The organism is Peterkaempfera griseoplana, from assembly GCF_001418575.1.
GTDB classification, from domain to species: domain Bacteria; phylum Actinomycetota; class Actinomycetes; order Streptomycetales; family Streptomycetaceae; genus Peterkaempfera; species Peterkaempfera griseoplana.
The window spans coordinates 1-13326 of record NZ_LIQR01000092.1; the positions used below are offsets into that span (position 1 = coordinate 1).

At 71.9% G+C, this 13326-nt stretch carries 9 protein-coding genes and 1 tRNA gene; 4 read left to right on the forward strand and 6 right to left on the reverse strand.

Features of this window, described 5'->3' with window-relative positions:
* On the reverse strand, positions 1-422 hold a 422-nt coding region (locus AOK09_RS07535), incomplete at its 3' end, for a single-stranded DNA-binding protein (protein ID WP_055586340.1).
* Positions 423-976: 554 nt separating this feature from the next.
* On the opposite strand from AOK09_RS07535, the gene AOK09_RS07540 reads away from it, so the two are divergent.
* Both AOK09_RS07540 and AOK09_RS07545 read left to right on the forward strand, forming a co-directional pair.
* A tRNA-Arg gene (locus AOK09_RS07540) sits at positions 977-1049 on the forward strand.
* A gap of 883 nt (positions 1050-1932) precedes the next feature.
* Complete coding sequence (locus AOK09_RS07545) at positions 1933-2736, forward strand: DUF3626 domain-containing protein (protein WP_245687164.1); 804 nt, start codon at positions 1933-1935, stop codon at positions 2734-2736.
* Between the two features lie 702 nt (positions 2737-3438).
* On the opposite strand, the gene AOK09_RS07550 is transcribed toward AOK09_RS07545, so the two are convergent.
* Entirely contained in the window at positions 3439-4635 is a 1197-nt protein-coding gene (locus AOK09_RS07550; RefSeq protein WP_055586341.1) for an epoxide hydrolase family protein, read from the reverse strand.
* A 307-nt stretch (positions 4636-4942) separates the two neighbouring features.
* Between AOK09_RS07550 and AOK09_RS07555 the strand changes: the two genes are divergently transcribed.
* Positions 4943-7714, forward strand: a complete 2772-nt coding sequence (locus AOK09_RS07555; protein ID WP_055586342.1) for an ATP-binding protein — start codon at positions 4943-4945, stop codon at positions 7712-7714.
* Between the two features lie 98 nt (positions 7715-7812).
* Here AOK09_RS07555 and AOK09_RS07560 read toward each other — a convergent pair whose 3' ends face one another.
* Entirely contained in the window at positions 7813-8940 is a 1128-nt protein-coding gene (locus AOK09_RS07560) for a DUF3103 family protein (protein WP_055586343.1), read from the reverse strand.
* Positions 8941-9220: 280 nt separating this feature from the next.
* Positions 9221-10393 carry a damage-control phosphatase ARMT1 family protein gene (locus tag AOK09_RS07565; protein WP_055586344.1) on the reverse strand — a complete coding sequence of 391 codons (1173 nt, stop codon included), beginning with the start codon at positions 10391-10393 and terminating at the stop codon, positions 9221-9223.
* Between the two features lie 156 nt (positions 10394-10549).
* Between AOK09_RS07565 and AOK09_RS07570 the strand changes: the two genes are divergently transcribed.
* Positions 10550-11194 carry a TetR/AcrR family transcriptional regulator gene (locus AOK09_RS07570; RefSeq protein ID WP_055586345.1) on the forward strand — a complete coding sequence of 215 codons (645 nt, stop codon included), beginning with the start codon at positions 10550-10552 and terminating at the stop codon, positions 11192-11194.
* Between the two features lie 46 nt (positions 11195-11240).
* Here AOK09_RS07570 and AOK09_RS07575 read toward each other — a convergent pair whose 3' ends face one another.
* Together AOK09_RS07575 and AOK09_RS07580 are read right to left on the reverse strand one after the other, a co-directional pair.
* Positions 11241-12899, reverse strand: coding sequence for a sodium/solute symporter (locus AOK09_RS07575; RefSeq protein ID WP_063795874.1), 1659 nt, complete (start codon positions 12897-12899; stop codon positions 11241-11243).
* A partial coding sequence (locus tag AOK09_RS07580; RefSeq protein WP_217698396.1) for a DUF485 domain-containing protein occupies positions 12896-13326 on the reverse strand: 431 nt, incomplete at its 5' end. The genes AOK09_RS07575 and AOK09_RS07580, both read right to left, overlap by 4 nt.

A 13326-nucleotide genomic window follows, 5' to 3' on the forward strand; every position in this document is an offset into this window, starting at 1 on the left:
ACCGCCACCTGCGGCTCCCCACGCCCCCAAACCGGCTGCTGCTCCACCAGCTCCGGCCGCGCCCGCACGGCCCGCCGGAAGGCCGAGGTGCCCCGCGCCAGATCATGGCCGAGCGCCCAGGCATCCACATCAACAGTGATGCTCCGCTTGCCGTCGACCTCCCGGTCCCGCACCCGCAGCCGGCCGGTCACCACCAGCGGATCACCCTTGCTCACCGAACTCACCACGTTCTCGGCCATCCACCGCCAGGCCCACACGGTCACAAAGCTGGTCTCGCCGTCCATCCAGGCGCCCTGCTGGCGGTCGTAGCGGCGTTCGGTGGACGCCAGCCGGAAGCTGGCCAGCGGCACACCCGCCGAGGTGGTGGAGTAGCGTACGTCGGTCGCCGCGTTGCCGACGATGGTCACCAGGGTCTCGTTCACAGGTACTCCCCCGCGGTTGGTTGCGTTGCTGCGAGACTGCCCCGCCGCGGACACCCCCGCCAGCCGCCACCGCAATCGTGTGGACAACCCCGGCATGTGGAAAACCGGATTCACCCCGTCGAAGACATCGAGAATCAGCCGCTTGACGATTCAGCTGCGTTCATGACAATTTGCGCACCACCCTGAATCCTCCACCCGGGCGACCCCACCCCACCTGGGCAGATCATCCGGTCGGACGAAAAGGACACCTCCTCCCGATACCCACCGGGTCCATAACGGGTGAGGCGGCAGGGCCGTAACGAGTGGACAACGTCCCGCCGGACGCCGGGCAATACCGCTGCGCTCTTCGGCGCCACCTGCGATTATCGGACCGCTCCACCAGCGCCGCCGCGACGGCGCAACGGTGGAACACAGGGAGAAAACCCGGACACCCTTATCCTGTCCCCGACAGGACAACGGCTGGCCACGCGCACCCCGCGCCGTGCTCGAGGCCAACCGTCGCTTCCGCGCGCCGCACCCGCGCCGCTCACGGCAGCCCCGTCCGGGCCTGTCCGGCCCCCGTAGCTCAGCGGATAGAGCAGGTGCCTTCTAAGCACTTGGTCGCAGGTTCGAGTCCTGCCGGGGGCACCTCTGCTCACCACTTCAGACGCCCCGGACCAGGAATCGGTTCCAGGGCGTTCTTGCAGCTCAGGCGGGGCGGCATCCGCAGCGCCGGGCAGCCTGGGCCACCCGACACCCACCGTGTCACGGCCTGAGCCGGGGCCGGCGGTGTCCGGCTGACGGCGAGAGGTTGCGGGTGGCTATGGAGAATACGCGGCAAGTTCTCCGGTCGCGGTCATCCGGCCGGGTAGTAGCTGCGGACGTCCACCAGGCTCTCGATGCGCCTCTGGACGTCGCGGCCTGGCCGGAGACCTCACGGGTGCAGGTGGCCGGCAGAACCTGCACACTGTTCCCCGCCCCACTCCCCACCTCGCCGGCGGTACTCCCGCGTTGAGCCCTCCCGTCAGGCAGCTGTGCGGGCAGTCGTAGACGCGCCGCCCGAGTGGTGACGCACACTCCTCGGACATGAGCACGGCTTCCCGCGCCTTGCCCCACGCCCGGCGGACGACTACCCCGGAGAGCACTCCGCCCCCAGGCTTCAGCTTCTCCCGCGTGAAGTGGTCCCGCAGGCGGGTCTCGCTGTCAGCGCTTCGCATGGACAGCCCCGTGCTTGAAGTCGGTCTGGCACATATTCCTCGCCCGCGGCGTGCCGGGCAGCCTCGTCCGGGCGCAGCCAAGCGGCCGAGACGACGTCATCGCTGCAGCCAAGAAGGCAGAGGCGGCAGCTCGGACTTTTTGGGACTACGAGAGAGGAGACACGAGCCGAAAAATTCGCGTGTGGCGAGCGTTGACGTTCGTGCACACTGCGTGGATGGTTGCTGGCACTCCCTGGTCACCTCACCACTCAGCCTTGCGGCACGTGACAGCTCGCTCGTCCGGAGCCCCTCTCGCCCCTGGGCTGAAGCTCACCATGAACTTTCACCCCGACCGCATGGTCAGCAATCGACTGCTTCTTCTTCGGATGGCGGAGGACGGCGTCTACTACTCACAGTTTGTGACCGGCACCAGCAACGGTGGCCTGACGGCGTACCCGGGCGGAGATCGGTGGCGCTGGGAGAGCCGCATCTTCGGCGGCGCGTACGATCACGCCGCAGCTCACGAGCGCCCGGTCTACGGGGCACTCAACTATCGGAACTTGCCGGTCGGCGGGGCACCTCGATTCGGCTCTTCCTATTTCCGGCTCACCACTGACACCCTCGAACGCGCGACGTTCTGCTATCCAGACAGCTCGGCGGAACCCTCAGCCTTCGCCGTGGTGTCCCGTTTCGCCCTTATTGGCATGGCCGAGGCTGACAGGCTGGACGCCCTGGACGGACACATTGAGGCTCAAATCCACGGATCCGTCAGGTTCGACCGGGATGTTGAGGCATTGGTCTTGGACCCCAGCTACCGTGGCACGGACGTGGAGGAGGCGGCCCGCCGGCTTCCGTGCCCGATCGAGTGGCATCCAGGCTTCCGGCTGACCGTGGAGCACCTGCGGCAACACCCTGACTACCGGGGGCAGGAATACGTCGACCTGGGCGCCAAGATCGCGGTTAACGGATGTCTGGACCCCTGGGCGATCGGCAGGGCCGCCCGCACAGACCATTACGACTCGCAGGCGCTCAAGAAGGTCTGGCACTGCTTGGCGCGCTTTGGTGCCCCGCCTCCGGTTGGCAGTGCAGTTTCTGTCCTGACCGCGACCTGTTGCTCCGCGGAAGCAGTCGGAGGGTGAACTCAGCCCTGATCTTCGACAGGACTTGGAGAACTCGTGGTGACCGTGCTGGGTCGCGCTGCGGGTGTCCCACCGGTATCGGGTCCGACGGTAGGTCCTGCCGGCGTGCCGATGCAGCACGACGGACCGCCGACGACACGCGCGTGTCGCTGCCCGTAGTCCGGTTGTCGGCACATTCCCCAGTCGTAGGCGTCGAGGTGGGGAAGCTTGGATCGGGCGATTTCATTGACGGGAGCGGATATGGGAACTTGCTCAATCCTGTGATTGGTGACGTGCCGCCACCTCCGTGAGGCGCCGTGGATGCCGCCATGGACGGTGCCCCGTGACGAAGGGCCACTTCCGCATGACGGTGGACGAAGGATGGCCGGCCTCCCGCCAGCCTGGAGAGCCCTCGGGACATCGACCTGGGTGACGGGACGGCTCGGCTCGGCTCGGCTCGGCTCGACGATGTTGGTCGCCCACCCCGCCGCGCGTTCCGGTCCAGGGGGCGGCCGTTCCGGCGCCGGGCGGTGTCAGGCCGCAGTCCCGGCGGTGGACGGAGGCGTGGTGGTGCCGGTCGCCGCGCGGGGCACTCCGCGAGAGCGGTGGTGCGGCGGCGCGGGCCGGCCGAGCAGCTCTCATCCGAGTTGCTCGGCCGGCCCCGCACCGCGCCGTGCCGCCCCGCACCGCGCCGGGGGCTGTCCGGGGGCCCGGACCAGTCGGCTAGCGAAGCGAGCGGAAGCCCGCGCGGACCTCGTTCACCAGCAGCTCAGGCTGCTCCCAGGCGGCGAAGTGGCCGCCCTTGGAGAGCCGGTTGTAGTGGACGAGGTTGGGGTAGGCCGCCTCGGCCCAGCTCCTGGGGGCCTGGTAGAGCTCGTCCGGGAAGACGCTCACGGCGACCGGCAGCTTCACGTCGTTGATGCCGAAGAAGGACGTGGTGTTCTCCGCGTACAGGCGCGCGGAGGAGACCGCGGTGCGGGTCAGCCAGAACAGCGTGATGTTGTCCAGGACGTCGTCGCGGGTCAGGCCCTCGGCGGCGCCGTCGAAGGCCCGGGAGATCATGGCGAGGCTGGCCGCGTCGTGGTCCAGCAGGAACGCCGCCAGGCCGACCGGGGAGTCCACCAGCCCGGTCAGGGTCTGCGGACGCGAGCCCATCATGTAGGCGTAGTAGACGTGGCGGTAGACGAAGTCCAGCTGCTCGACCGCCGCCTTCTCCTCGTCGGACAGGACCAGGCCCTCGGGCAGCGGGTTGCCCACGGCGAGGGCGGCGTCGATGTCGGCGGGGATCACCTTGGGCATGTTGGTGTGGATGCCGACCAGACCCTCGGGCTCCTGCGCGCCCATCAGGTCGGTGACGATCGCGCCCCAGTCGCCGCCCTGGGCGACGTACCGGGTGTAGCCGAGGCGCTTCATCAGCTCGCCCCAGGCCCGGGCGATGCGCTCGGGGCTCCAGCCCTTGGCGGTCGGCTTGCCGGAGAAGCCGTAGCCGGGCATCGACGGGATGACCACGTGGAAGGCGTCGGAGGCGCTGCCGCCGTGGGCGGTGGGGTTGACCAGCGGGTCGATGATCTTCAGCTGCTCGACGACCGAGCCCGGCCAGCCATGGGTGACGATCACCGGCAGGGCGTCCTGGTGCCTGGAGCGGACGTGGATGAAGTGGATGTCCAGGCCGTCGATCTCGGTGACGAAGTTCGGCAGCGCCTTGAGCTTCGCCTCGACCTTGCGCCAGTCGTACTCCTCCGCCCAGTAGCGCGCGAGTTCCTTGATCGTCTCCAGCTGCACGCCCTGCGACTGGTCGGTGACGGTCTCCTTCTCCGGCCAGCGTGCGGCCTTGATCCGCGCCCGGAGGTCCTCCAGCTCCGCCTCGGGGAACTCGAAGGTGAACGGCCGGATCGCGGGCGTTCCGGGGGTGGCAGACATAGGGGTCTCCTTGGTTGTTCACCGGCGACCTCGTGTCACCGGCTCGTCCACCCTCGCCCGCGGCGGATGCGCTTCGGCCCAGGGAAAACCCCGGGGACCGCGGCCCCGGGTGGGACCCCGGGGGGTGACGCCCCCGGGGTGCGGCGGGGCCCCGGCACGGGCCCGCAGGCACCGGATGCCCGAAACGCACTACCGTGGCTGTGACGGCCTCGCTGGTGTCGAAGGGAGCACGAACCAGCCGACCGGTCGCTGCGATCGGCCGCGGGGCCTGCGGAGACGCACCGATCAGCGGGTCAGGAGATCGACCATGGGCGTGCCCGCCATCGACACTCGGGTCGGACTGCTGGGGCGCGGCCAGGAGCTGGCCGCGCTGGAGCGGCTGCTGGCCACGGCGCGTGCGGGCAGCAGCGCGGTCCTCGTCCTCCGCGGTGAGGCGGGGATGGGCAAGACGGCGTTGCTCGACTGGACGGCAGGCCGGGCCGCGGGGTTCCGCAGAGTCGGCATCGCGGGCGTCGAGTCGGAGATGGAACTCCCCTACGCCGGTCTGCACCAGCTCCTCGCACCCATGCTGGGCCGGCTCTGCGAACTGCCGGAACCGCAACGCCGTGCACTGTCCGTCGCGTTCGGACTCCTGGAGGGCGAGGCACCCAACCGGTTCCTGGTGGGCCTGGCCGCCCTCGGGCTGCTGGCCGGTGCGTCCGAGGCCCAGCCGCTGGTGTGCCTGGTCGATGACGCGCAGTGGCTGGACACCGGGTCCCGGCAGGCGCTGGCGTTCGTCGCCAGGCGGTTGACCGCCGAGCCGGTGGCTGTGATCTTCGCCCTGCGGGAGCCGGAGGACGATCCCGAACTGGCCGGTCTGCCGGAACTCCACATCGCAGGACTCAGGGAGGCCGATGCCCGGGCCCTGCTGGCCTCGACCGTCCGCGCGCCGCTCGACCCCCTGGTGAGGGACCGGATCGTGGCCGAGGCCCACGGCAATCCGATGGCTCTGCGGCAGCTTCCGCTTGTCCCCGCCGAGCTGGCGGGCGGCTTCCGGCTCCCCGGCGGGAGCCCTCTGGCGAGCCGCCTGGAGAACGCCTTCCACCAGCAGTACCGGTCGCTTCCCCTCGACACCAGGCGCCTTGTGCTGACCGCCGCCGCCGAGCCGACCGCGGACGCGTCCCTGCTGTGGCGCGCGGCCGGACGGCAGGGGATACCGGAAGGCGCCGACGGACCGGCCGAGGCCTCGGGGCTCGTGGAGTTCGGCAGCACCGTGCGGTTCCACCATCCGCTGGTCCGCTCCGCCGTCTATCACAGGGCGTCCGCGCCGGAACGCCGGGCAGCGCACCGGGCGCTGGCCGAGGCCACCGACCCCCACCGCGATCCGGACCGCAGGGCGTGGCACCGCGCCAACGCCGCGACCCGGCCCGACGAGAGCGTCGCCGTCGAGCTGGAGCGCTCAGCCGGCCGGGCCCGGGCCCGGGGAGGAGCAGCTGCGGCAGCCGCGTTCCTGCGCCGGGCCGCGGAACTGACACCCGACCCCTCGTACCGCACCACCCGCACCCTCGCCGCCGCCCAGGCGCACATCGACGCAGGCGGGGCCGACCAGGCCGGGACCCTGCTCGCGGCCGCGGAGGCCGGTCCGCTGGACGAGCTCCAGCGCGCCGGACTCGAGCGGCTGCGGGCCCGGCTGGTCTTCTCCCAGGTACGGGGCGGCGGCGCGCCCCGGCTCCTGCTCGACGCCGCACAGCGGCTGGCACCCCTGGACGCCGAGCTGGCCCGAGAGACCCTGCTGGAAGCGGTCGGCGCGGCGATCTTCGCGGGCCGTCTGGGGGACGGACCCGGGCTGCGGGAGGTGGCCGAGGCCGCCCGCGCCGGACCTCCGCCCCCGGCGCCGCCACGGATGGTCGACGTCCTGCTGGACAGCATCGCCACCCGGGTCATCGACGGCTATGCGGCCGGCGTCGACGCTCTCCGGCGGGCACTGGACGCCGTCCGGCAGGCGCAGCGCCCCGTCACGGGGGACGCCGAGATGCGCTGGCTGTGGCTGGCGTTCCGGGTGACACCCGAGCCTCTCGCACCGGACCTGTGGGACGACGAGGCGTGGTACGAGCTGGCGACCGGCGCCGTCGCCATGGCCCGCGACGCGGGAGCGCTCGCCGTCCTCCCCATGGCGCTGAGCTACCAGGCGTGCGCGTACGTCCATGCCGGCGAGTTCGACACCGCGGCGGCCCAGATCGACGAGGCCACCCAGATCTCGCAGGCGGCGGGCGGCGTCTCCATGATGTACACCTCACTGCTGCTCGCCGCCTGGCGGGGCCGGGAGGCCGAGGCGCTGCACCTCATCGGGACCACCGCCGAGGAGGTGCGCACCCGGGGCGAGGGGCGCGTCCTCAGCCTCGCCGAGTACGCGGCCGCCCTGCTCCACAACGGCCTCGGCCACCCCGAGGCCGCGCTGGCGGCCGCGACGCGCGCGTGCGAGTACGAGGACCTGGGTTTCTTCGGGTGGGCACTGGCGGAACTGACCGAGGCGGCCGCTCGCAGCGGGAGGCCGCAGGTCGCCGCGGCGGCACTGGACCAGCTCACCGAACGCACCCGCGCGAGCGGAACCGACTGGGCCCTGGGCGTCCAGGCCCGCTCCTGCGCGCTGCTGAGCGACGACCGGGCTGCCGACGCGCTCTACCGGGAGGCGATCGACCACCTCGGACGCTGCCGGATCGCCGTCCAGCTGGCCCGTACCCGTCTGCTGTACGGCGAGTGGCTCCGCCGCCGCGACCGCCGCCAGGAGAGCCGCACCCAACTGCGCGCCGCACACGAGTCGTTCAGCCGGTTCGGAGCGGACGGCTTCGCCGAGCGCGCCCGCAGGGAACTCGCGGCGACCGGGGAGACCGTACGCAGGAGGACGGTCGGCGCCGACACCGAGCTCACCGGTCAGGAGGCCCAGATCGCCGGGCTGGCTGCGGACGGGCACACCAACAGCGAGATCGCCGCCCAGCTGTTCATCAGCCCGCGCACGGTGGAGTGGCATCTGGGCAATGTGTTCAGCAAGCTCGGTGTCAGCTCCCGGCGGCAGCTCCGCTCCGCTGCCAGGGGGCGGTAGCGGTGAGTTCCGCGCCGCCGGGGTCGACACCCCGGCGGCGCTTCCGCGTCGAGCGGCCCGGCAGGCAGGGCCGACGCGGTTCGTGAAGCGACGGACCGTCAGAACTGCTGCACGAAGTACGGCTCGACCGTCATCCAGCCGTTGCCCGAGGCGCCGTTGAGGCGGCCGGTGCTGCCCTGGGCGAGGGTGTACCAGGACTCCACATAGTCCGGGTCGTCGGTCCACCAGGAGGCGGGCATGGCGTTCAGCACCGCGTTCACCAGGGGGATGTAGGTGCCCTGGTCGGCGATGGTGAGCAGTGCCGTGGTGAGGGCCTGGGCGAGGGACAGGTAGTTGGTGTCGCCGTCGTCCTCCATCATCACGACGTCGGCGAGGTTGTACTTGTAGTTGGACCAGTTCACCAGGATCTGGTTCGGGTAGTACACCGTGTTGTCGTTGTTGAGGTAGGGCATGTCGACGGAGTCGACGCGGGCCTTGCCGTCCAGGCCGAAGCCCGTCACCAGCGAGAACATCTCGGCGTCGCCCTTGAACCAGGGCTCCTGGTCGTCGTACACCTCGACGGCGTCGACCTTGGTGGCCCACCAGCCGGCGGTGTCGAGAGCGGTGGCTGCGGGAGTGGAGAGGCCGCGCTCCGCGAACGCCCTGTGGAGGACGGCCATGCCGGCCGCGACGGCCCGGGACCCGTCGATGTCCACCACATAGACGGGCCGGCTGGGGATGCTGTGCGTGTCCAGCGTATGGGTGCGACCACGGCTGTCGTAGGCGGTCAGCGTCGCGCTGTCGTCGCCGGCGCTCGCGGACGCCACCAGCGGCTCCGCGTCCGCGGTCAGCGCCGTGCGCATGGAGTCGGCTCCGAGCCGCAGACGCAGCAGGGAGCCGACCTTCGAGTCCAGGCCCTTGGCGGCTGCGATGCTCCGGTCGGCGCCTCCCAGCCGGGAGTGGAGCGCTCTGCCCGCAGCGGTGGTGACACGTCCGGTCAGGGCCTGCAGGTCCACCTCGTGCGAGGAGAGGGCGGCCGAGCGTATCCGGGCACGCAGGGCCGGGTCGGTGAGCGCGGCAGCGACGGCGCGGGCTGTCTGGTCCTCGATGCGGCTGACCGCCGAGGGGACGTGCGCTGCGCCGGGATGTGCGGGGGCTGCGGCAGCGGCTGTGCCCGCGGTGGTGAAGGTGATCGCTGAGAGGATGGCGGCGACCAGGGTTGTGGGTCGCAGGGGCCTCTTGCTCAAGAGAGTCTCCTCATGGGCGCGCGCACGCCGGAGAGCCGGATGAGGCCTCCGGTGGTTGTGCGGTGCGGGGTTGGTGTGTCCATGATGGAGCCTGCCGGTCTATGCGGGTAGACCTTTGACGGTGAGCTTTTGACGAACAGTCGGACACGGCAGCGATGCGCCGCGGTCGCACGCTCGCTGCTGCGCCGGAGACGCCGCGCCGTCCTGGAACCGCCCGGACAGGCCGGTCCGGGCCGCACGGCAGACGGCCCTGCCCTGCGGCGCCCGGTTCAGGGCCTGGTCAGCGGCGGGCCTGGATCAGGGCATGGGTGCCCTCGGTCCGCCAGCGCGGGCCGTGCGCGCTGCTCAGTGCGGCCTCGGCGCCCGGGGCCAGGCCGACCACCACGTCCGACTTCAGGGTGCGCAGTGCGGCCACCGGGCCGGGGAACCAGCCGGTGCGGTCGGCGAAGGGGGTGGTCGGCGGCCACATCCGGTCGCCGACGAGCCGCCGGTAGTTGAGGTCGCCCTTGAGCACGGTGAGGGTGGCGCGGCCGAACTCCCGCCGGAGGTCGTCGGGCATGTCGCGGTACGGCAGCGGTGCGCAGTGGAACGGGTGCGTCCGTACGGTGAGCCGGCCGTCGCCCATGGCCGTCCAGAGACGCCTGCCGGTCTCGGCGGCCGCCCCCGGGGACTGCACCACGTGGCGCAGGCAGTCGACGACGTCGGCGGTGGTGGCGTCGGAGACGTAGTAGGGGTGGGGCTTCACCTGGAGGACGACCCGCCGGGCGTGGCGGTGGCGGAGCAGGTGGTCGGTCAGGGCGAGGTCCGCGAGGAGCTCCCGTCCGGCGTTGTCCGCGACCAGGCAGAGTTCGGCGTCACCGCCGGCGGGGAGCAGGGACCAGAGCAGTCCGCTGTCGTCCGCGACCAGGGGGGAGGCGGGGGTGTCGCCGGACGCCGCTGCGGTCATCCGGAAGCCGAGGTCGGCGCGGTTGCCCCAGAGTGAGCCCTGGAGCAGCGCCTGGGCCTGGTCGTCGGCGGGCCGGGTGGCGAGGCTGTCGAGCGCGGAGAGCTCCCCGGCGGTCTCCGGGGTGTGCAGCTCCGCCGTCTTCATGGGACGGAACGGGTCGACGCCCTGCCAGGGGCCCGGCGCGAAGTAGCCGACGGCTTCGAGGAGTCGGCGGTAGAAGTAACTCTCGGCCCACAGGAAGGGTGCCTCCAGCCAGGGCGTCCCGTAGTGGTCCCGTCCCCAGACATGCCACTGGTCCCGGTCGTGCGCGGCTTCGCCGAGGGGCTGGATCACGCCGTGGAGGCTCTCGTCCAGCAGCATGTCCAGGGCCCGGTGCTGGTCGGGGCCGTAGGGCAGGGCCTGGTGCAGCCGGCTGACGAGTTGCGGATGGCGTTCGGTGAAGACGCTGCGGCTGAACGAACCGGGCTCGCCGCATGTGATCACGGGCGCTGCGGCTGCTCCGGGCATGGCTGCTGGTCCTCCGGTCCGGGGGCGCTGCGGGCGGGCTGGGCCGCCGTCGGCCGTACCGGGCGGTCCGTCCCCACCGTAGCGCCGGTCTCCTCGGGTTGCGGCCCGCTGCCGGTGCGTCCGCGGACCGCGTCGGGGCCGGGATAGGGTGAGGGGATGACTCCATCAGCCGCGGCGGAATCCTCGCCACGAGCCTCCGGGCGGGCCGGCTCCCTGCGCAGCGAGTACCGCGAGCTGACGCGGAAGCGCCTGCTGACCGCGGTGCGCGAGGTGCTGGAGGAGACGGACTACGCGGCGGCGACCGTGGACGAGATCGTGCGGCGCGCCGGGACCAGCAGGGCCACCTTCTATCTGCACTTCCGTTCCAAGGCGGAGGCCGCTGCGGAGCTGCTGGATCTGGTGACGCCGTCGGACCGCGGCCTCTACACCACGCTGCCGCGGGCCGTGCGCTCCAGGGCGGGGCTGCGCCGCTGGCTGGACGACTCGCTGCACTGGTACGAGGCGCATGCGCGGCTGCTGGCGGCGCTCAATGAGGCGACGGCGGTGGAGGGTTCGGTCGTACAGCGCCGGATGGCCTCGGTGGAGCGGCTGGTGGAGTTGCTCTCCGGCTATCTGAACCGTTGCGAGGACCCGTCGCGGGCCCGGGTACGGCTGCGGTTGCTGCTGCTGCAGTTCCACCAGGTGGCCATGGACACCGTGGTGCAGAAGTGTTGGCTTCCGGACCGGGAGCTGCTGCTGGACGAGATGACGGCGACCTGGTGGGCGGCCCTGGGCGAGGACGGTTCCTCCCCCAGGGCCTGAGGCCCCGGCGTCCGGGCCACGACGCCCGTGCCCACCAGGTGTGGGGTCAGTCGCTGCCGACGCCGGTGAGCACCTTCAGCTCCACCTCGTCGTGGTCGACCTCCGGGCCACCGGCCACCGGGCCGGCGGCGGCCGCCCGGCGGCGGCCGTAACGGCTGCCGGCCCAGCCGAGCAGGAACCCTGCCGGGACGGAGACCAGTCCTGCGCTCTGCAGCGGGGACCAGGCGAAGTCCATGTCCGGGAAGAGCGTGCCGGGCCCTCCGGAGACGGTGGGCGAGACCAGTTGCAGGCCGATCGCGAGCGCCGCGCCTCCGTACACCGACCAGAGCAGCCCGGTGCCGTTGTAGCCGCGCCAGAAGAGGCTGTGAACCAGCGCCGGCAGTACCGCCGAGGCCGCCACCGTGACCGCCAGCATGGAGAGGAACTGCACGTTGTAGCCCTGGGCTGCGACCGAGACCAGGATGCCGACGACTCCGAAGAGGAGCACCGCCCAGCGGACGGCCCGGACCTCGCGGACCTGGGTGAGGCGGCCGCGGCGGACGGCGTGGGCGTGCACGTCGTGGGCCAGTGCGGCGGCCGCGGCGAGGGTGATGCCGGCGACCACGGCAAGGACGGTGACGAAGACCGTGCAGGCGACGGCGGTGAACAGGGCGCTGCCCGCGGTGGTGGAGGGGCCTCCGGCGAGGCTTCCCGCGAGCAGCAGCAGCGCCGCCTGGCCGTTGGGGTTGACCGCGGAGATCACCTTGGCGCCCACCAGCGCCGCGGCGCCGATGCCGAGGACGGCCAGTGCCACGCTGTAGACGCCGACCATGCCGAGGGCGTAGCGGGTGGAGCGGCGGGCGGTGGCGCCGTCGGGGGCGGCGTTGACGCGCATGATCATGTGCGGCATGCAGGCCGCGCCGAGCACCACGGTGGCGTGCAGTCCGATGATGTTCAGCGGGCCGTTGGCGGTGACGCCGAGTTGCGAGGTGGAGCGCAGATAGCTGTCCGGGTGTCCGCTGCCGTGGGCGGCGGCGGTGAGCAGCGCGTCCGGGCTCCAGTGGAACCGGGACAGGATGTAGACGGTCATCGTGGCGAAGGTGCCGATGGTGAGGACGACCTTGACGATCTGCATCAGGCTGGTGCCCCTCATCCCGCCGAGGACGGTGTAGAAGACCATCAGGGTGCCGATCAGGGCGATGCAGGTCTGCTGGGCTCCGTCGCTGGTGAGGCCGAGCAGCATGGCGGTGGCGGCGCCGGCGCCGGCGAGCTGGACCACCAGGAAGGGCAGCGAGACCGCGAGGGTGACGACGGCGGCGGCGATCCTGGGGGCGCTTCCGGGGGCGCGCAGCGCGAAGATGTCGCCGAGGGTGTAGCGGCCGGCGTTGCGCAGGGGGCGGGCGAGCACCAGCAGGGTTCCGAGGGCGAGGGCGGTGCTGACGTCCAGCATGATGCCGTCGAAGCCGGAGAGGGCGACGATGCCGGTGGTGCCCAGCATGGTGGCGGCGGAGATGTAGTCGCCGGAGAGGGCGAGGCCGTTCTGCAGCGGCGTCAGGCTGCGGTTGGCGGTGTAGAAGTCGGCGACCTCGTCCCGGTCGGGTCCGGCGAAGACGCAGAGCAGCAGGGCCGCGCCGACGAAGACCAGGAAGGCGATGAGCACCGAGGTCTGGGTGCCCTCGCCGAAGAGGGAGCCTCCCCCGCCGGCGGCCTGGAGGACGGGGGTCACCGGCTGCCCCGCCGGTAGGACCTGGTGGGGAGCGGCTGCGGGGGCGCGGGGGGCTCCGCCTCGTGGAAGTCGCGGATGCGGTCCGCGACGGTGTCGCAGTCGCGGGCGGAGCGCCTGTCGTAGCGGGCGGCCGTGAGGAACGCCAGGACGCCGAGGGCTCCGCAGAGCAGCAGGCCGAGGTTGATCCGGCCGATGACCTCGGTGGCGAGCAGGCCGGGGGCGGCGCCGGCCAGCAGCACCACCGCGCCGTAGCAGACCGCGTTGCTGACGATCAGCCGTCGGTCGAGGCGGTGGGTGGTGCGGCGGAGCCGGTCGAGCGAGGGGGCGGCGGGTGGTGGTGGCGGGGCGGACCGGTGGCCGACGGGGCCTGGTGGCCGTCCCCCGGGGTGGGGCATGGCGTCCATCGGGCTGTTCCTAGGGACGTGAG